Below are 18,950 nucleotides of genomic sequence, written 5' to 3'. Positions count from 1 at the left end.
GTTGCCTCCTCATTCAATGTTGTAGATATTAACCGATAGCCTTAATCGGATCGACTTTTCTGACAGTTAGTATTGAGAAGATACCGCCGAGAATAGACATAATTATCAGTATACCCCCATAAATCAGCCATTGAGGTAAGTTGACAGCAAATGGCATTGCTTTTGGCAATCCGAATTGAAGCGCATAGCTGACGATACCTGAAAGGGTAACGCCGATAAATCCGACTAAAAATGATTGAGCAATGATAGATTTTGAAATAAACCAATCGCTTATACCTTGAACTTTCATAACGCCGAAAATTGCAGTTTTTTGTAAAGTAATGACATACATAAAAATTCCAATAATGGCTACTGCAATGATAAAAAGAAAGTAAATCATCGCTTTTAGAGTAATATCTTGTGCGGTGTAGCCGGGTATACTCTCAATAAATTTTTGACTGCTCATTTTATCAAGTGATTTACTGGAAATATGCGTATCTGTTGCATCTGTCAAAATTGCGTTTATTGGATAATTTTTATTATTTTTAAAAGCCTTGTCACCAAATTTCAAGTCGGTTACCGTTTTTGTTGTGGTATAAAGAACAGGAGTTGCTTGATAATAGGTAGCCTTAGTGATTCCGACTACTTTTAATTTTGTATTATCTGAACCAAGTGATATAGTGTCACCGACTTTGAATCCAACGTCGGCCAAATTTTGTGAAATAGTTATTTCATTATCCTTTTTAAAAGAAGAACCTGAAGTGGTTTTGGGTAAAAAGAAAGCACCTTTTTCAGTACCGAAAACGGAAATATTTGTTTTATTATTTTTATCTTTCACAGATCCGCTATAAACAGTTAATGGTACTTTGGATTTGCCATCCACTTCCTTTAAGTTGTCTAAACTTAATTGGGATGCCGCTAGAATACGGTTAGATTCTTCTGACATAACCACAGTTTTTGCATGCCAATCAATGACGGCTTGGCTGAATTGTCTTGAGAGTCCATTTGCTAGGCCTGAAAGCATGAACACCATAAAACTAATTAAAAACATAATCCCAATAATTAATGTATATCTTAATTTTGAATATTTTATTTCTTTAATTGCTAAAAACATCGAATCACATCACTTTCTACTAAATTTAAATCCCGATAGTGACATTGTGTCACTATCGGGATGGAAAGTCAAAATATTGGGTTGTGTTTAATTCTTTAAACCATAGGATAACCACTTTGTTTTGTATTGAAAATCTTTAATCAATTCTTCAGGTGACCAGTTATTAATAATATAATCAGATAAACTGGTAATTGTTAACTCCATTGTAAAGTATAGGAAACTAATTGATTCTTTTGCTGATGTAATATTAAATTGATTTAAGTCTAAAATTGCTTGCCAGTGTTCAATCATTTTAGTTGATTTGGAAAAAGGCATGCGTTTGAATGCATATTGACTGCTGGTCCTAGTTAGTAAATATATGGCTTTCCAATAAGAGGACTCTTTGTCTTGATGCACACACCAAACTAGATACTGCTGAATACCAAAAAAGAAATCCGACTTGTATCGTTTAATGAATCGTTGGATGTCCACATGAAAGACGGTGGCATACTTCTGAATGATGTATAAATGAGCATCCTCTAAATCTTCAAAATATTTATAAAAAGAGCCACGTGACATTGCCATATCATCGACAATCTGTGCAACTTTAATTTGTGAAATCGGTTGTTGATAGAAACGATTTAAAAGGATGTCATCCATCCATTCTTTTTTTTCTTGTGGTAAATTACGAAATGTTTCTTTGGGCATAGTAGAAAAGCTCCTTTTACATGTTTAAAACGTCCTACCAGTATCATATCACTAAGCTATGACGTTTGTCATAATAAGTTGTGACATTCATGACTACTTTTATATAATGACGCTTGTTATACTTTTTTTTAATAAAAGATGGCAGGTGATTACAATGAGTATTTTAAAAGTCTATCGCGATGTTTATGAAACAGGTACGAAACATCTGACGATAAGGATTTTAATTCAATGTATGGCTGCTTTTATATTTAGTATCTTTTTAAAGAACGGAACTTTGTTTATCTTTACTGCTTGGGAACTGGGTGCTATTCCGATGAGTTCTAAGATGTTTAAAAAACAGCTGGTACTCTATTATCTGGCCTGTTTGTTTAGTATTGTGTTATCGATGATTGTTAAGCCAGTTGATGGCAACGTTGATGTGATTAGTATTTTTATTGTTGTGGTCTTTACAATAGTCGGTCCGATTGTTTCACGAAGTGCGATGCAGGCTAGTTTACGTTTTAAGCTGCTCGTTTCACAAAATAAGCGTCTTGAAGCGATTATTCAACAAAATGAACGTGACCGCATTGCCCGTGACTTGCATGATAATTTAGGTCAATCTTTTTCAATGATAACTTTAAAGGCAGAGCTGGCAAAAAAACAAGTAGATAAAAACCCTAAAGCGGCAAAAGCTGAATTAACCGATATTGCATCTGCTTCACGTCAGAATTTAACGACGATTCGCGAGATTGTCGCTGATCTGCATGAGAAAACTATTTTACAAGTCATTGTAGAAGCCAACAAAAATTTGATGACAGCAGGTATTTTATTAGTGACGCATGATGAAGACATCACTGCTGATTGGCCTCTTACGATACAGTTGGCAGTAGGAGCAATTGTTAATGAATCTGTCACAAATATTATTCGACACAGCGGTGCTCAACTTTGCGAGATGACATTTAAAGAGACGTCATCTAACTATCAAATTTTTGTTCGTGATGATGGTGACGGGTATGAAGAGAATGACCAAACGAGTTTTGGTTTAAAAGGGATGGCTCAGCGTGCCGAACAAATTAATGGCACGTTGATGATTGAAAATAATCATGGGACTTATGTGACAATCACTGTACCGAAGGAGTCGGATTAAATGACTAAACTATACATAGCAGAAGATCAAGAGATGCTAAATACTGCCTTGACGACAATACTAAATCTAGAAGATGATTTGGAGGTTGTCGGTAATGCATATGAAGGCAGAACGGCTTTGACTGAAATTAATAAGTTAAAGCCAGATATTGCAATTTTAGATGTTGAGATGCCTGAACTAACCGGGTTGGAAATTGCGGAACAATTGTTTCAGAAAGATGTTGCAACAAAAGTGATTATTTTGACAACATTTGCCCAAAAAAATTATTTTGAACAAGCGGTGAAGGCGCAAGTTAACGGCTATCTGTTAAAAGATAGCCCGACTGATGACTTGGTATCAGCGATTCATGATATTTTAGCAGGAAAGACAATTTTTGCACCGGAGCTTGTGACGACAGTAATGCAATCGGTTAATAATCCGTTAACTAAACGTGAAATCGATGTATTAATAGAATTAAATCAAGGTTGCAGTACAGCCGACGTATCACGGAAATTATTTTTATCCGAAGGGACAATCAGAAACTATATTTCATCGATTCTTAGTAAGACAGGTACAAAAAATCGAATTGAAGCAATTAATACAGCGAAAAGCAATCAATGGTTTTAAGGGCGGAAGTGAAGTATGAAAGTGGTTCGAATTAATGAAGGCTATGTACAAGGGTATATGTTGGAACTACTTGAAAACAATGAATCAAAAGCAGTCATCATTGTTTTTGGCGACTCAGAAGAGCTGACAATGACTGTTGGTAGCACATGTTAAAATTTTTAAAGATAAATAAAAAGAGGTAGACTGTTTACGGCCTACCTCTTTCTTAACATTTAATAGTAATCGTCCATCCCTCTGTACCAATCTTATTAAAATCAAGTACTTCGAAGTCCTGTTCAAGTGCATAATTTGGAATATTTTCTACCGCTTCCGGACATGTAAAAATCAATTCTATTTCTTGACCAGGCTTACTTTCTTTGACTGCTTTTTTTAATTCCATAAGAGGAATTGGACAATCCTGTCCTTTTGTGTTAATAATTTTTCTTTCCATCACTAAACTTCCTTTCTTTTATAAAACCAATACGTTGCTATCCAAATACCGATGGCGATTGACAACAATCCTAACCATGCCTGAAGTGAATAAACGGATGTCCCGATGATTCCGTGCCCAATTAAACAACCTTGACCGAGGACTGCTCCCGTTCCCATGAAAATTCCACCTAAAAATCCCTGAATTAACGTTTTTCCGTCTGTCCCTTTAAAAGAGAATTCACGACTAGCCACTGTACAAATTAATGATCCTAAAATAATTCCTGCAACCAAATAGCTTGCCCAGTTTAGTTTTGTTGTATGATTAATAATTAAATTAACCCAAGTAATCAGAGGTGTTGTTATTCCTAAACTACCTGGTCGTCCGGATAATTGGCTTGCATACCATGCAAAACCTGATATTAGTCCAATGAGAATTGCAGCTGTTGTTTTAGACCAGATTTTTTCGAAAAAAATATGTCGCAGCCCAGTATATTGAGCTGGCAGTGTTATCTGATTCTTATGTTTGGGCTGTTTTTTAACTAAGATCGTGCTGATAATAATTAATCCAATAATTGAAATAATAACAGGAGAGAAAGGCAAAGTCTGAACAAATTTATCAGAGACAACTAATGAATCCTGTAGGTCTTTTGACACATTTCCCAATAGACCTTGCTTTGTCGCACTTGCCGCAAACATGAAAGATAATAAGGTAAGCAGTCCAGTTAAACGGCCATCACCTGTTTTGATTAGTGCTATAGTAATACAACCGTGTGCGAAAATAGCCCCGATACCAAATAACAGTCCGCCGATAACAGTTGCGAGAATTGAAAAATCACCGTATTCGTTTGCAGTTATCAATTTGAAATGCAACAGAATAAAATAGATAATACTGCCTAAAAAAATAATTAATAAAAATATTAATAGATTTGAGGCCCTTTTTTCTAAATAGAAATCTCTAATTAATCCGGTGAAACAAAATCTGCTTCTTTTTAAAACAAATCCAAAAATGATACCAAAAATGATGCCAGATAATATTCCCATAGATACAACTCATTTCTTCAAATTAATTTATTCACAATGTAGTGTAATTTAATAATAATTTAATCGTTTACATAAGTCAATATCAATTATTGTGTGTTATTTGCAAAAAAAAATAAAATAGATAACTTTATTTGGTTTATTTACTCTTTTTTATTGATTTTTTTGATCAATTTGATATCATGTTTATTATAAAGATAATCAAAAGTTGATAAAAAGAGGTGGGGTATGGGTGGTATTGTTTTTAGTGAAACAGTTCAGTTAATCTTTTTTATGATAATTGGCATGTTTCTTTCAAAAAGAGGAAAGTATACGGCATCAGTCAATCTTTTTATCGGTTACTTGTTAACAAATGTGGCTTTACCGGCAGCAATAATAAATAGTTTTCAAGTTGAGAAAACGCCAGAATTGCTGCGAATGATTCGATGGACAATGGTTTTTTCACTTGTAATGCTTTTGTTAACTCTTTTATTTGGTTTTCTTATTTCTAAAATATTGGGTAAAAAAGGTGTTCTAAGAAGACTATGGATTAATTGTTTGTTGTTTTCAAATATTCTTTTTATTGGGATTCCGATTGTTGACCGGTTGTATGGCGAAGAAGGACTTATTGTTTTAGTTATTTATAATACTTTTACCAGTTTATTTTTATTTACAATCGGTATTATGATTTTTTCAAATAGTCGGGAGTTTAAGTTAAAGAGTTTGTACACTACACCACCAATTATTGCATCGATTATTGGCTACCTTTTGTTTAAGTTTGGTATTGTACTACCTGAAACTATTAATATATTTAATAGCACACTCGGAGGATTGACGGCTCCATTGGCAATGATTATAAATGGGTGTCTTTTTGTTCAAAATGATTTCAAAAAAATTATTTTTAATAAAGATAATCTTCAATTTACAATTGCAAGAGTTATTGGTGTACCTTTATTTTTTATTTTAATTTTACAATTCTTTGTTAAAGATCCTATTATTTTAGGTGTTTTAACTTTGGTTTCAGCGATGCCGACGGGCTCATTAAATGCTATTTTAGCAGAAGAATATGCTGGTGAGGGAGCCAAAGTTTCTCAGTATATCGCATTAACAACAATAGTAAGTATGGTTACATTACCAATGGTTATGAGCTTTGTATAATACAATAATAATCAATGGATTAATTATAAAACATTTTTATGGAGGGAATTGTATGACAAATATTAACGTAGGTATTATCGGTTTGGGAAGGTTAGGTAAAGCACATGCTGAAAATTTAGCTTTTAATGTTCCAAATTGTAATCTGTACGCAGCATGCAGTGTTGTTGAAGCCGAATTGCTGTATGCTAAAGAACATTTAAAAGTAAAAAAAACGTATAGTGTATATGAGGAAATGTTAGCAGACAATAATGTAGATGCCGTATTTATTGTGTCTCCATCCGGATTGCATTGTAGTCAAATTCAATCAGCAATGAAGGCCGGAAAACATGTTTTTAGTGAAAAACCGTTGGGACTAGATACGCAAGAAATAGAAGAGACAATCGATGTTATCAATCAATACCCTGACCAGATTTTTATGCTAGGATTTATGAGAAGATATGATGAATCATATAAGTATGCGAAACAAATGGTAGATAATGGTGAGCTTGGAGAATTGACAGTTGTCAGAAGTTATAGTATTGACCCAAGTGAGGGCATGGAAAGCTTTGTTAAATTTGCGGGAGCAAGTTTTAGTGGCGGACTTTTTGCCGATATGTCAATTCATGATATTGATCTTTTGCGTTGGTTTACAAATCAAGAAGTTAATAAAGTATGGGCATTAGGAAAAAATGCTGCTTATAAAGAGCTAGATGAAGTGGGTGAGTTAGAAACTGGCGCTGTCATGCTGCAAATGCAGGATAATACAATGGGTATTTTCGTTGCTGGAAGAAATGCTCAACACGGCTATCATGTAGAAACAGAATTAATTGGAACAAAAGGCATGCTTAGGATTGCACAAGTACCGGAGAAGAACCTGGTGACAGTTATGAATAATGAAGGCGTTGTACGTCCGACTTCGCGTAATTTCCCAGAAAGATTTAGTCAAGCATTTACAGATGAAGCAAAGGCTTTTATAAATGCGATTGTGACAGGTGTTCAGCCTGAGATAAAGGCAAATGACGGTTTGCAAGCCACTAAAATTGCTATAGCCTGTCAAAAATCCTATGAAAACAATGAGTTAGTTGATGTAAGATAATTAATGGCTGCTGCATCGTTTAAAATGATGCAGCAGCCATTTAAATTTACTTTAGATGACATTTTGTATAACAGATAAGATTTGTTAGTACTTTCGTACTTTAATTGACTAGGATATCATCAAGTTAAGTAATGATTGAAATTAATAAGTAAAGATCTACAGTTAGATAAATAACATTTTATTATAAATAAGAATAGTTGTCTTTTACTTAATATACATGATAATTATTTTTATATGTTTATTTTTTTATGTTGTATTGTGATATAATCGAATAGTATCTTTTATAGAAATAGGGAAGGATGGGATAGTGCTTGTTATAAAAAATAAATATCATATTATTGAGTTGTGTACCTTAATTTGTCTGATATTCTTTTTTTTCATATTAAATTATTATACATGGTATGGTGTAGATGATTTGTTCTATAAATTTTTTATTACAGGTCAGTTTACGCCTGAAAATAGCACATCGATAAAGAGTTTATCAGAATTTATTATCTCACAAAGAAATCATTATTTAATTATGAATGGTCGAATTATGGCACATGTTTTATTACAGTTTGTTATGCAATTTAATAAACTATTTTTTGATAGTCTCAATACCGTTGTTATTTTGATGATTTCCTATTTAATACCATCAATTTCATCTAATATTGCCAATGAGATTGTGTTAAAAAAATATCCGTCTTTATTATCTATGATTATTTGTTTATGGCTGATATTTATGCAAACAGCTGAGATGAGCACAACCTATTTTTGGGTGTCAGGATCAATTAATTATGTTTGGGGCGCATTATTTGGCTTAATTCTTGTCAAAATTATGTTGTCGCAACAAAAACATTATCTGCTGATTGGTTTTCTATCTTTTTTTGTTGGTAATTACAGTGAAAATAATGGACCAGGCTTTATTTTTTTTGCATCGATGATATATATTGTCTTGATGATTCAACGGACAGATAGATTCTTATATGTCAAACCATTGATATCAATAATTAGTGGTTTTGTTGGGTTTATGGTACTAATGTTTGCACCGCGCACAATGGCAAGAGGAAATTCTGGAGTAAGCTTTCAGTATGTTATAGCGAATCTGTCAAAAGTTACAACAATGTTAATTGATTCTAATCTTTTAGTTTATCTTTTTTTACTTTTCTCTACTCTTTGGTTGATTAAGGATAAAGAAAATATAAAAAATGTTATTATATTATTAACTGTTTTTATTTGTCATATTTTTACTGTCTTACCCTTAATTTTTAGTCCTGAGATATACTATCGTTCTTTTTTTGGTTCGCAAATTATTCTTTATATTGCTGTTATTTTTATGATAGATATATATAATAACAATTTTGATTTTATTAGTTTGGAAAAAAATAAAATATTATGTATTATTTTAGTTTTTTCGTTTTTATCATTTTGGCCAAGTTATAAGTCTGTTAAAGAAGTAAGCAAGCAAACTGATGAAATAATTGTAGATGTTATGAACCAAAAGAAAAAAGGTAAAGAAAATGTTACTGTAGCAAATCCAACGAACTTATTTCCGGATAAACGCACATATGTTAAAGGTGTTTCCGATGATAAAAATGGGTATCTTAACATCTGGACGGCTAAATATTTTGGTGTAAAAACAATATCAGCAGATCCAAAGAAAACTTCAAAATTAAACACTAATAGATTGCATTATCATCATATTGAGGCTGTCAACGATAATTACATGGATATGAAAAGATGGCAGATAGAGAAATAGACTTGAAAATTTATTATCTGTTCATGAAAAAAATGCACAACTCCTAAAAAAATAGTTAGGAGTTGTACATTTTTTTTAGTTTTATTCAGTTGCCCGGTGTATAGGTAAGTCATTGTTGCCAGTAGTGGTTAATAGATATTGAATAACGTCAATATTTCCTGACTTAAAGGAAGCAGCGCATGCTTGAAGATATAGGTCCCACATGCGATAGAATTCGTCTCCTTTGTCAGCAATTACTTGATCTTTGACTTGATGGAAATTTGTCATCCAATGTTCTAGGGTTTGTTGGTAATCACGACGTAAACTTTCCATGTCGATGACCTGTAAGTCATTTGTTGTAATATCATTAATTATTTCGGAAAGTCCTGGAATATATCCTCCTGGAAAAATATATTTATTAATCCAGGCGTTGTATGCACCGCCTTGTTGACGTGTAATACCGTGAATTAAAGCTGTTCCAGAGGGTGTTAATAGTTTCTTTATGACATTAAAGTATTCTGCTAAATGTTCTTCACCAACATGTTCAAACATACCTACACTTGTAATATGATCAAATTGTTGATTTTCTAATTCACGATAATCCATTAAAAGGACATGACACCTATCCTCTAAATGTTCTTCGATGATTTTATTGGTAATAAAATCATACTGTTCTTCGCTAAGGGTAATACCAGTTACTTTAACGTCATATTCTTTTGCTGCTGTAAACATCAGAGTACCCCAACCACATCCAATATCGAGTAAAGTGTCGTCAGTTTTTAAAAATAACTTGTTTAAAATATGGTGTACTTTATTTATTTGAGCTTGTTCTAAAGAATTTTCAGAAGTTTTAAAGTAACCACAAGAGTATGTCATAGTCGGGTCTAACCATAGCTTAAAAAAATCATTTCCTAAATCATAATGTGAGTGAATATCTGTTTTATTTTGTTTTTTTGAATGTCTTTTTAAGGAAGGCAACCATTGAATATAATCGGTATTATGAAAAAAACTGTCTGCCTGCTTATAGGTATCATTTATTAATTCTTCAATATCGCCATCAATTTCAATTGTATGATCCATATATGCTTCGCCGAGTGTGAGTGAAGCATTCTTAGCTATTTGTTTAATCGGAATTTTATTATTAATGGTGATAATAATCTCTGGTTTGTCAGCCTCTTGACCATATCTTTTACTTGAACCGTCCCAATAATTAACTTCTACTGGTAAAGAGAATGAGCGTGAAAATAATTGATTATAAAATGATTTGTCGATCATTGGTAATCCTCCTTGTTTAATACAGTGTAAAAAAAACTGTCTATCGGTTAAATGATATAACTAGTGTCATGAAATGTCAAAAACATTTATGTAAATTCCTATTATAATTTACATAAATATGGAAAAATTTAAATATAACTTTGCTTTTTTTATATGTTATCGGTTACAATAAAATCGACTTAAGACGATTAAAGGAAATGAGAATAATGACAAAAATAACAATAAGAGATGTTGCAAGAGAGTCTGGCGTTTCAATCTCGACAGTATCTCAGATTTTAAATGGAAGAACCAAACATTTTAACAAAGATACAATTAAAAGGGTTTTGCAAGTGAAAGATGATTTGAATTATGAGGCTGACTATTTTGCGAAGAGAATGATTGATAAAAAGAGCCGTACAGTTGGTGTTTTGGTACCAAGTATCAGTAATCCGTTTTTTTCAAAACTTTTAGAGGGAATTGAGAGTATCTTGTTTACCCATCGTTATGTTCCAATTTTTAGTGTTGTTAATCGAGAAAATCAAAAGGAGATTAATACGCTCGATGAATTAATTCATCGAGGAGTTGACGGATTTATTATCGCCAGTGATGCAATTACAGATAATATAATTACCGATAAACTTTTAAATCAGTACCCGTTTATTGTTTTAGATCAAAAACAATCACTAAATTCTTTGGACACAATTTTGACAAATGACTTTACTGGAGGGCAATTAGCTGCAGAGCATTTAAATCAACTAGGTCACCGAACAGCAGCAATCGTGGCACCTAAACATACTACGGGGAACATAGAACAAAGAATAGCTGGATTTAAGTCAGTTTTTTCTGGAGAAACAATCTTGTTTAATGCGTATTTAACTAAAGAATCTGGTATAACCATTGTTCCCGATATCGTTAGTGTTAAAGCAATCACAAGTATTTTTACAGTTAGCGATGAGATTGCTTTTGGCATATACTTTGGTTTAAAAAATCTACATAAAAGTATTCCAAAAGATTATAGTCTCATCGGATATGATAACACTGATATGTGTGAGTATGTTACTCCAAAATTGACAACGATTAATCAGCCAGCTTTTTTAATCGGTGAAACCGCTGCAAATTTGTTATTAAATAGAATTGTAAGTAAGCAAGCAACAAGGAAAAATGCAGAAATATCAGTTGAATTAATTGTTCGAGAATCAACAGCACACTTGAAATAGAACATCAAATGTGCTATATTTTTCTTGTCTTATTAAAACGTTTTAATAAAAATATTTTATACAAAATTACTATGAGGTGAATTAAGATGAATCGAGTAACAGTTATTGGCAGCATTAATTTAGACACAACATTAAGAGTACCACATATGCCTAAACCAGGTGAAACAATCCATGCGAAAGAACATTTTACTGCTGGTGGGGGTAAGGGAGCTAATCAAGCTGTTGCTGCCAAACGCTCAGATGCAGACACATATTTTATTGGGGCAGTTGGAAATGATGCAGCGGGTGAAATGATGATTGATTTGTTAAGTCAAGAGGAAATTAATGTTAACGCTGTAGCACGATTGGACCGTAAATCAACTGGTCAAGCTTTTATCACGGTTGATGATGAGGGTGAAAATATTATAACAATCTTTGCAGGTGCTAATATGGATATTACACCTAAACATGTAGGCGATTACAAAGAAATTATTAAAAAAAGTGATTTTGTTATTGCACAATTTGAAAGTGCTATCAAAAGTACAATTGAAGCATTTAAAATTGCGAAGGCAGCTGGTGTTAGGACGATTTTAAACCCTGCTCCCGCTTTAAAAGATGTTCCTGAAGAATTATTAGAAGTGACTGATATGATTGCTCCAAATGAAACAGAAACAGAAATTTTAACAGGTATCAAAGTAACAGATGAAGCAAGTTTGATTGAAGCTGCAGAATATTTTCATAACATTGGCATTGAAGCAGTTTTGATTACTCTAGGCAGTAAAGGTGCATTTTATCACGTTAATGGACAAACTGGCATTGTTCCAGCTTTCCGTGTAAAAGCGGTTGATACAACAGCTGCTGGTGATACATTTATTGGTGCTTTAAGTTCTGTCTTGAAAACTGACTTTAGTAATTTAGAAGATGCTATACGTTATGGAAATCGAGCTTCATCATTGACGGTCCAACGTTTTGGCGCACAACCATCTATTCCGTTTAAACAAGAATTAATTTAAAAAAGAAAGAAGTCCTTATTAATGAAAAAAACAAACGTCATCAACTCAGATATTTCTCGTATTATTGCTCAATTAGGTCATTTTGACACGTTAAGCATCGGCGATGCCGGTATGCCAGTTCCAGAAGAGACTGAAAAAGTCGATTTGGCTGTAACAAACGGTGTCCCAAGTTTTATGGATGTTTTAAATAATGTCTTAGAAGAATTAGAGGTTCAAAGAATATTTCTAGCTGAAGAAATAAAAACACATAATCCCGAAGTGTTGACAGAAATTAAAGAAAAATTACCGAACACACCGATTTCTTTTATCCCGCATAGTCAAATGAAGCAAGATTTATCGAATTGTCATGCTTTTATTCGTACTGGAGAAATGACCCCTTATGCTAATATTATTTTAGAAAGTGGAGTTGTTTTTTAACAAAACTTAGGCTAATATGTTATAGGTATTATTTAGGAGGAAAATTTGATGAATATTGTGGCAATTTTAATTGGTTTAGGTCCATTGCTTGGTTGGGGATTATATCCAACTATCGCTTCTAAAATAGGCGGTCGGCCGGTAAACCAAATACTTGGATCAACTATTGGTACGTTAATCTTTGCATTTATTTTATTTATGGTGAAAGACCTGCCCTTCCCAAATGGCAGTAAGTTACTCTTAGCTATTTTATCTGGTGTAGGTTGGGCTGTAGCGCAGATTATAACATTTCAATCATTTAAAATGGTTGGTTCCTCTCGAGCAATGCCTGTAACAACAGCTTTTCAGTTGTTAGGTGCTTCACTGTGGGGAATGATCCATTTAGGCGATTGGCCGACACTAACAGACAAAATAATAGGAATTATTGCTTTAGTTTTGATTATTATTGGTGCAAAGATGACTGTTTGGTCTGAACATAAAAATGAAGAAGATTCAAAAATGATGAAAAAGGCAATTATCTATTTAGCAATCGGAGAAATTGGTTACTGGGCTTATTCGGCTGCTCCTCAAGAAGCTAAATTAGGTGGTATGGAAGCTTTTCTTCCACAAGCAATTGGTATGCTTTTAGTTTCAGTTGCCTATGCATTGTTTTTATCTTTTAAAGAAAAATCTGCATTTACAGAATCTGTTTCCTATAAACATATATTTTCAGGTTTCTTCTTTGCTTTTGCTGCTCTAACTTATTTAATTTCAGCTCAACCAAATATGAATGGTTTAGCAACAGGTTTTATTTTATCCCAAACTTCTGTTGTTCTAGCAACATTAACAGGTATTTGGTTCTTGGGACAAAAGAAATCAAAAAAAGAAATGACGATTACAATCGTTGGGCTTATTTTAATTATTTTAGCGGCAACAGTCACTGTTATTGTTTAATTAAAACACAAAAAAGGCGGCTAGTTGCCGTCTTTTTTGTGTTTATAAATATTTTGAATTCTCATTGATTAAGAAATTAGCTTGTAATAGAATAATGAATGAAGAGTATAGAAGTGTGTTTAATTAACTTTTTATGTTTAAAAAAAAGACATATTTTTTTGTTATAGTAAAAAATATTACTTTATTCAAGGAGGGGATTTAGGTGGTAACAATTTTAAATAGCCGAAATGATCAAGAAATAGCTTCCGCCAATCATAATTCTACTAAGTTGCTATTACTGTATGGAAAATTGATGCTTGAAAGTCATTATGAAATTGCTGAAGTGAGGGAAGAAATGGATCAGCTGATGAAAGCAATGAATGTTGATCACTTTTACTCCTATATTACGCAAACAGGATTAATGTTGATTGATCAGAAAACAAATGATGTTAAAATGATCAGCATTAAAAATTATTCGTATAATTTTGAGAAGATGGGACATATCAAAGAATCAGTAAACGCCTTTTTGAAAAATGAAATTTCTGAAGAAGAATTGTATGACAAATTTAAGAAAATTGAATCTAAAACGTATGCATTCTCATATCCTATTCAGGTGCTAAGCGCTGGTGTAATATGTGGAGCTATGTACGTGTTGATTAACAGTTTAACTGTTACTGCATTATTATCTTTTGTCATTGGTATTGTTGCGTACTCTGTCTACTTAATTCTTGAAAAATATATTAGTATAAAAACGTTCTCTGTTTTTTTATATTCGTCTTTTATCTCAATTATTGCTGTTGTATTGTTCAAAAATAATGTGACGTCGGATTCCTTTTCGTTAGTGTTAAGTTGTATTATGCCCCTTTTACCCGGGGCAACGTTAGTTAACTCAATTCGTGCAAGTATTAACGGAGATTATTTAACCGGTCTATCAATGGCAGCTGATGCAATTAATGTTTCTCTGATGTTAGGCATCCCAGTTGCTTTTATTTTAACAAACTTAATGTAGGTGGTGTAATCAATGGGTTTACAACTGTTTTTTAGTTTTTTAGTAAGTGCGAGTACTGCTATCTTAAATAATGTTGAGAGACGTTTCATTATTTTATGCGGAATATCTGGCGTAATTACTGCAGGGGTCTATGACTATTTAAATATTTATAATAGTGCGGCTATCTCATCTTTAATCTCATGTATTGCTTTATCATTATTCAGTCAATTACTATACCATCTAACTAAAATGCCTAGTATTATTTTTACAATTTCGGGAATTATGCCGATTGTGCCAGGAAGTCTTTTATTTAAAACTTTTAATTCGTTAGCTGAAAATAATTATACACATGCTATAAATTATGGATCACAAGCTATTTTAGTAGGTTTTTCGATTGCGGTCGGATTGATCTTAAATGAGACGTTCACTTCAATTTTAGTTAATTTAAAACGAAAATTTTTACCAAGAAAAAAGAAAGATTATTAAAATTTTTTAATCTTATCTTTGATTTTTTTATGAAAATTATGTTTATTCATTGAATATTTAACCCCCTTTATTTACAATGTAGTGTAGGGAACGTATAGTAAGATTTATAAAAAGTGAAAGTTTAGGTGATCTTATGTGTACAGGAATTAGAATGACTGCAAAAAATGGGGATGTTTTTTGGGGGAGAACAATGGATTTGAATATTCCAATGTTTGATGAAGATCCGGGGTTTGAAGTACCGAGCTGTATTGTGACGATACCATCAAATACAATAATTTCAAGCCAGTTAACTGATTGGAAGAGTAAATATGCAGTATTAGGTGTTGGTTTAGAAGAATCTACCTTACTTTATGACGGTATTAACGAACACGGGTTAGCTGGAGATGGGCAAGTTCTTAAGGAGTGCACATGGCGTAAGAGAGAGGATGCTGGTGAAAAAGAATTAGTTCAAGTATTAGGTGAAGAATTCGTATCATATATTTTAACCAACTATAAAAATACGGCTGAAATACGACAAGATTATAGAAAGTTTTGTTTAATTGATCAAGTGTATGATGTCAATGGAACAACTCTGCAATTTCCAATGCACTTTTCTTTTATTAATCCTGACGGAACAGGGATTGTATTAGAACCGGTAGATGACGGTCAATTTAAAATTTATGATTTTATTGGGGTGATGGCGAATAGTCCAGAATATAACTATCATACAACTAATATTCGTAATTATATCGGTTTGGATAGTTTGGGTAGAAAAGAGGCAAAACAGATTGGTCAAGACGTGTTGTTAAAACCAATTGAAGGCGGAACTGGATATGGACTATTCGGCTTGCCAGGGGACTACACTTCTCCATCCCGTTTTATTCGCAGCTTTTTTATAAAAAATTACATGGATGAATTTGAGAGTCATGATGGTATTTCACAACTTTATGCTGCCTTTCGTCCCGTTATTATTCCGCGAGGATTAGAACATAGCCATGCAGGGGACACCGTCACAGACTATACTCGATACTGGTCAGGTTATGATTTAACCAATAGAACCCTCTATGTTCAATCTTGCCGTGGCTTGTCAGTTACTAAAAAGAGTCTCGATACAACAAACAGTGAGCTGACTTTCAATCGAATTGATAGGAGCAATCACTTTCATACTATATAATTTCAGAAAACATATGGTACACTGAATTTAGTGAAAATTCGGTGTACTTTTTATATATGATGTTGTTCTACTATCATTGTTACTTTAAGGAGAGTTTAAGATGGATGTTGTAAAAAATTTTTGTGATAAATATTATGTAAATCGTAGAGAAACAAATTCAGTAAAATGGGATGGATTGAATGAGAAGTTTGGTGAAACAGACTTGATGCCCTTATGGGTTGCTGATATGGATTTTAAAGTCCCAGAAGTCGTACAAGAAGCACTGATGAAAAGAGTCGACCATGGTGTGTTTGGGTATACATTTGTCCCAAGAAGTTATTATAAGGCATTTAATCATTGGCATGCCAGTCGTCATAATTACACAATTAAAACAAGTTGGTTAAGATTCTGTACTGGTGTTGTTAATGCGTTTAATTACGTCATCCAGGCAACAACTGGGATTAATGATAGTGTGCTAGTTCTATCTCCTGTCTATTATCCTTTTTATGATGCCGTCTTAAACAATCAACGTAACCTAGTAACATGTGATTTAATAAATACGCAGGGGGAGTATTCATTAGATTATGAAAATTTTGAAGAATTAATTAAGAAAAACAAGGTAAAAGTATTTTTACACTGTTCACCTCAAAATCCAGTTGGAAAAATATGGCAAACGGAGGAATTAAATAAGTTGTTTGATATTTGTCATCGATACGGCGTGAAAGTCATTTCGGATGAAATTCATCAAGACTTTGTTGTTGGAGATGAAACATTTATTAGTGCGCTAACGTTGAGTAAGAAGTATCATGAATTGTTGTACGTACTTAATGCACCATCTAAAACATTTAATTTAGCTTCGCTATTACATGCGCATGTGATTATACCTAATGAAAAAAATCGAGAGCAATATGATAGTTATATTAAAAAAATTGTTAATAATCCTGTCAGTGTAATGGGAATGATTGCTACTGAAGCCTGCTATAATCAAGGAGAAGTTTGGCTAGATGATTTGTTAGAGGTGATCAATTACAATGAACAATTGATGATTGATATGCTAAGTAAAGAATTGCCAAAGGTTATAATCAGTCCACGACAAGCAACATATTTAGCTTGGGTAGATTTAAGTGCATATGTTGCAGCGCCTGACTTGATTGATGTCGTACAGAAACAAGCCAAACTTGCAGTTGATTATGGTGATTGGTTTGGTGACAACGGAAAGGGCTTTATTCGAATTAACTTAGCTACCTCACCAAATAATATTGAACAGGCAATCAGTCGATTAATAAAAGCGATTAAATAGTGTATAAAAATGGGAAATTTTTTCTTAAAGACATAGCGAATTTTCTGATTTCAAATAATTAATATGCGTAAGGAGACAACATATGACGACAAAAAGATCTGATTATCAAAAATCTAAAAATAAACAGAAATCACCTCTAAAGAAGGGATTACTTATACTGTTGATTATTCTAGGAATTATGCTGATGTCGGTGGGTGCTTTTTTAGCAAAAAGTTATTTTGATGTAAAAGGTGTTGCTGATAAAATTAGCAGACCTGCCGGTGGTAAAAGGGAATATCCTGTAGGCAAGGCTAGTAAAAGTAATGTTGAAGATGGGCGTCCGTTTTCGGTTTTGCTATTAGGATTAGATACTGGTGATTTTGGACGTAAAGATTTAGGAAGATCTGATACACTTATGGTCGCTGCAGTTAATCCGAAAAAAGAACAGACAACACTTTTAAGTATTCCCCGGGATACTCGGACAGAAATTGTCGGGTACGGTTCCGTAGATAAAATAAATCATGCCTATGCTTTTGGCCAAGAAGCAATGGCAATGAATACCACCGAAAAATTATTAGATATTCCATTAGATCATTATATTTGGCTTAATATGGAAGGATTTGAAGAGTTAGTCAACGCAGTTGATGGTGTTGAAATTAATAATAACTTTGAGTTTAAACAAGATGGTTACACATTTAAAAAAGGTAAAAATAGACTTAATGGGAAGCAAGCATTAGCCTATACACGTATGCGCTATGATGATCCTCGTGGTGACTATGGGCGGCAAGATCGCCAACGTGAAGTCGTATCAGCAGTTGCAGATAAAGGATTGAGCTTAACGGGAGTTAAACAGTATCGAGATATTTTAAAGGCAATTGAAAATAATATGCAGACTGATTTAAGTTGGGATGAGATGATTAAAATCGCCATGAATTATCGGGATTCATTTAAGAAAATAAATGAAGAAACATTACAAGGTGAAGGTGTCATGATTGATGACGTTTCTTATCAGGAAATACCCGAGGATGAATTATTGCGTGTCCAAAACTTATTGAAGGAACAATTAAAATAGTTAAAAAGTCCTCAATTATAATTAATAATTATCCTAAAAATTTGAGTAAATATAAAGGCATTCTTATTGACCACATCTATAGTGAGTTCAATAGGAATGTCTTTTTGGTTTAGTCCCTCTTTTGGGGAAATCAAGGTGTTTATAAATTTAATTCTGAATAATGCTACCATTGCCCAAGGAATCATGAGAAAAAGATTCTCATATGTCTCTGTTGACTTGGATAAATAAATGGTCAAGTAAAACTGATGCTGAATGAAAATTAAAAAAAGCGATTACTCGTTGTTTCCGATAAATTATCGAAGACGAGTAACCGC

General features: G+C 33.0%; 20 protein-coding genes. 15 read left to right on the top strand and 5 right to left on the bottom strand.

The window, feature by feature from the left end; translation table 11 throughout:
• Window positions 1–28: 28 nt before the first annotated feature.
• Entirely contained in the window at window positions 29–1,093 is a 1,065-nt protein-coding gene (locus CBF37_RS03020) for an ABC transporter permease (RefSeq protein WP_125983235.1), read from the bottom strand.
• Between the two features lie 87 nt (window positions 1,094–1,180).
• The gene (locus CBF37_RS03015; RefSeq protein WP_125983234.1) at window positions 1,181–1,780 is read right to left on the bottom strand and encodes a TetR/AcrR family transcriptional regulator; all 600 of its coding nucleotides are present in this window, start codon (window positions 1,778–1,780) and stop codon (window positions 1,181–1,183) included.
• 154 nt (window positions 1,781–1,934) lie between these two features.
• On the opposite strand from CBF37_RS03015, the gene CBF37_RS03010 reads away from it, so the two are divergent.
• Genes CBF37_RS03010 through CBF37_RS11590 form a run of 3 tightly spaced genes read left to right on the top strand, consistent with a single transcriptional unit; the run spans window position 1,935 to window position 3,665 of the window.
• Window positions 1,935–2,906 carry a sensor histidine kinase gene (locus tag CBF37_RS03010; RefSeq protein WP_165866616.1) on the top strand — a complete coding sequence of 324 codons (972 nt, stop codon included), beginning with the start codon at window positions 1,935–1,937 and terminating at the stop codon, window positions 2,904–2,906.
• The gene (locus CBF37_RS03005; protein ID WP_125983232.1) at window positions 2,907–3,512 is read left to right on the top strand and encodes a response regulator transcription factor; all 606 of its coding nucleotides are present in this window, start codon (window positions 2,907–2,909) and stop codon (window positions 3,510–3,512) included.
• A gap of 15 nt (window positions 3,513–3,527) precedes the next feature.
• On the top strand, window positions 3,528–3,665 hold the full coding sequence (locus CBF37_RS11590) for a hypothetical protein (RefSeq protein WP_165866615.1): 138 nt from the start codon (window positions 3,528–3,530) through the stop codon (window positions 3,663–3,665).
• Window positions 3,666–3,717: 52 nt separating this feature from the next.
• Here the strand turns inward: CBF37_RS11590 and CBF37_RS03000 are convergent, their stop codons facing one another.
• Both CBF37_RS03000 and CBF37_RS02995 read right to left on the bottom strand, forming a co-directional pair.
• Complete coding sequence (locus CBF37_RS03000) at window positions 3,718–3,942, bottom strand: sulfurtransferase TusA family protein (RefSeq protein WP_125983231.1); 225 nt, start codon at window positions 3,940–3,942, stop codon at window positions 3,718–3,720.
• 2 nt (window positions 3,943–3,944) lie between these two features.
• On the bottom strand, window positions 3,945–4,964 hold the full coding sequence (locus tag CBF37_RS02995) for a YeeE/YedE family protein (RefSeq protein ID WP_206168028.1): 1,020 nt from the start codon (window positions 4,962–4,964) through the stop codon (window positions 3,945–3,947).
• 225 nt (window positions 4,965–5,189) lie between these two features.
• Between CBF37_RS02995 and CBF37_RS02990 the strand changes: the two genes are divergently transcribed.
• From CBF37_RS02990 to CBF37_RS02980, 3 genes are all read left to right on the top strand, one after another.
• Window positions 5,190–6,098 carry an AEC family transporter gene (locus tag CBF37_RS02990; RefSeq protein ID WP_125983230.1) on the top strand — a complete coding sequence of 303 codons (909 nt, stop codon included), beginning with the start codon at window positions 5,190–5,192 and terminating at the stop codon, window positions 6,096–6,098.
• A 52-nt stretch (window positions 6,099–6,150) separates the two neighbouring features.
• On the top strand, window positions 6,151–7,173 hold the full coding sequence (gene iolG, locus CBF37_RS02985) for an inositol 2-dehydrogenase (protein ID WP_125983229.1): 1,023 nt from the start codon (window positions 6,151–6,153) through the stop codon (window positions 7,171–7,173).
• 307 nt (window positions 7,174–7,480) lie between these two features.
• A complete protein-coding gene (locus CBF37_RS02980) occupies window positions 7,481–8,911 on the top strand; it encodes a DUF6056 family protein (protein WP_125983228.1) in 1,431 nt (476 codons plus the stop codon).
• Window positions 8,912–8,992: 81 nt separating this feature from the next.
• Here the strand turns inward: CBF37_RS02980 and CBF37_RS02975 are convergent, their stop codons facing one another.
• Window positions 8,993–10,165 carry an SAM-dependent methyltransferase gene (locus CBF37_RS02975; protein WP_125983227.1) on the bottom strand — a complete coding sequence of 391 codons (1,173 nt, stop codon included), beginning with the start codon at window positions 10,163–10,165 and terminating at the stop codon, window positions 8,993–8,995.
• 140 nt (window positions 10,166–10,305) lie between these two features.
• Between CBF37_RS02975 and rbsR the strand changes: the two genes are divergently transcribed.
• From rbsR to CBF37_RS02930, 9 genes are all read left to right on the top strand, one after another.
• On the top strand, window positions 10,306–11,361 hold the full coding sequence (gene rbsR, locus CBF37_RS02970; protein WP_338067337.1) for a ribose utilization transcriptional repressor RbsR: 1,056 nt from the start codon (window positions 10,306–10,308) through the stop codon (window positions 11,359–11,361).
• Window positions 11,362–11,447: 86 nt separating this feature from the next.
• A complete protein-coding gene (rbsK, locus tag CBF37_RS02965; RefSeq protein WP_125983225.1) occupies window positions 11,448–12,353 on the top strand; it encodes a ribokinase in 906 nt (301 codons plus the stop codon).
• A gap of 21 nt (window positions 12,354–12,374) precedes the next feature.
• Window positions 12,375–12,770, top strand: a complete 396-nt coding sequence (gene rbsD, locus CBF37_RS02960) for a D-ribose pyranase (RefSeq protein WP_125983224.1) — start codon at window positions 12,375–12,377, stop codon at window positions 12,768–12,770.
• A 48-nt stretch (window positions 12,771–12,818) separates the two neighbouring features.
• Window positions 12,819–13,700, top strand: coding sequence for a ribose/proton symporter RbsU (gene rbsU, locus CBF37_RS02955; RefSeq protein WP_125983223.1), 882 nt, complete (start codon window positions 12,819–12,821; stop codon window positions 13,698–13,700).
• 202 nt (window positions 13,701–13,902) lie between these two features.
• On the top strand, window positions 13,903–14,688 hold the full coding sequence (locus CBF37_RS02950) for a threonine/serine exporter family protein (RefSeq protein WP_240626644.1): 786 nt from the start codon (window positions 13,903–13,905) through the stop codon (window positions 14,686–14,688).
• A 12-nt stretch (window positions 14,689–14,700) separates the two neighbouring features.
• Window positions 14,701–15,153, top strand: coding sequence for a threonine/serine exporter family protein (locus tag CBF37_RS02945; protein ID WP_125983222.1), 453 nt, complete (start codon window positions 14,701–14,703; stop codon window positions 15,151–15,153).
• A 133-nt stretch (window positions 15,154–15,286) separates the two neighbouring features.
• Complete coding sequence (locus CBF37_RS02940) at window positions 15,287–16,306, top strand: linear amide C-N hydrolase (protein ID WP_125983221.1); 1,020 nt, start codon at window positions 15,287–15,289, stop codon at window positions 16,304–16,306.
• Between the two features lie 100 nt (window positions 16,307–16,406).
• Window positions 16,407–17,585, top strand: coding sequence for a MalY/PatB family protein (locus CBF37_RS02935; protein WP_125983220.1), 1,179 nt, complete (start codon window positions 16,407–16,409; stop codon window positions 17,583–17,585).
• An 82-nt stretch (window positions 17,586–17,667) separates the two neighbouring features.
• Window positions 17,668–18,636 carry an LCP family glycopolymer transferase gene (locus CBF37_RS02930; protein WP_125983219.1) on the top strand — a complete coding sequence of 323 codons (969 nt, stop codon included), beginning with the start codon at window positions 17,668–17,670 and terminating at the stop codon, window positions 18,634–18,636.
• The last annotated feature ends 314 nt before the right edge of the window (window positions 18,637–18,950 follow it).

It is taken from the genome of Vagococcus vulneris, from assembly GCF_003950515.1.
GTDB classification, from domain to species: Bacteria; Bacillota; Bacilli; order Lactobacillales; family Vagococcaceae; genus Vagococcus; species Vagococcus vulneris.
The sequence above is the reverse complement of the archived record's forward strand: the minus strand, read 5'-3'. Positions and strand labels throughout refer to the sequence as shown.

Coding starts and splice junctions, on each gene's coding strand:
- CBF37_RS03020 (WP_125983235.1), bottom strand. CDS start 1,093: ATGTTTTTAGCAATTAAAGAAATAAAATATTCAAAATTAAGATATACA.
- CBF37_RS03015 (WP_125983234.1), bottom strand. CDS start 1,780: ATGCCCAAAGAAACATTTCGTAATTTACCACAAGAAAAAAAAGAATGG.
- CBF37_RS03010 (WP_165866616.1), top strand. CDS start 1,935: ATGAGTATTTTAAAAGTCTATCGCGATGTTTATGAAACAGGTACGAAA.
- CBF37_RS03005 (WP_125983232.1), top strand. CDS start 2,907: ATGACTAAACTATACATAGCAGAAGATCAAGAGATGCTAAATACTGCC.
- CBF37_RS11590 (WP_165866615.1), top strand. CDS start 3,528: ATGAAAGTGGTTCGAATTAATGAAGGCTATGTACAAGGGTATATGTTG.
- CBF37_RS03000 (WP_125983231.1), bottom strand. CDS start 3,942: ATGGAAAGAAAAATTATTAACACAAAAGGACAGGATTGTCCAATTCCT.
- CBF37_RS02995 (WP_206168028.1), bottom strand. CDS start 4,964: ATGGGAATATTATCTGGCATCATTTTTGGTATCATTTTTGGATTTGTT.
- CBF37_RS02990 (WP_125983230.1), top strand. CDS start 5,190: ATGGGTGGTATTGTTTTTAGTGAAACAGTTCAGTTAATCTTTTTTATG.
- iolG (WP_125983229.1), top strand. CDS start 6,151: ATGACAAATATTAACGTAGGTATTATCGGTTTGGGAAGGTTAGGTAAA.
- CBF37_RS02975 (WP_125983227.1), bottom strand. CDS start 10,165: ATGATCGACAAATCATTTTATAATCAATTATTTTCACGCTCATTCTCT.
- rbsK (WP_125983225.1), top strand. CDS start 11,448: ATGAATCGAGTAACAGTTATTGGCAGCATTAATTTAGACACAACATTA.
- rbsD (WP_125983224.1), top strand. CDS start 12,375: ATGAAAAAAACAAACGTCATCAACTCAGATATTTCTCGTATTATTGCT.
- rbsU (WP_125983223.1), top strand. CDS start 12,819: ATGAATATTGTGGCAATTTTAATTGGTTTAGGTCCATTGCTTGGTTGG.
- CBF37_RS02945 (WP_125983222.1), top strand. CDS start 14,701: ATGGGTTTACAACTGTTTTTTAGTTTTTTAGTAAGTGCGAGTACTGCT.
- CBF37_RS02940 (WP_125983221.1), top strand. CDS start 15,287: ATGTGTACAGGAATTAGAATGACTGCAAAAAATGGGGATGTTTTTTGG.
- CBF37_RS02935 (WP_125983220.1), top strand. CDS start 16,407: ATGGATGTTGTAAAAAATTTTTGTGATAAATATTATGTAAATCGTAGA.
- CBF37_RS02930 (WP_125983219.1), top strand. CDS start 17,668: ATGACGACAAAAAGATCTGATTATCAAAAATCTAAAAATAAACAGAAA.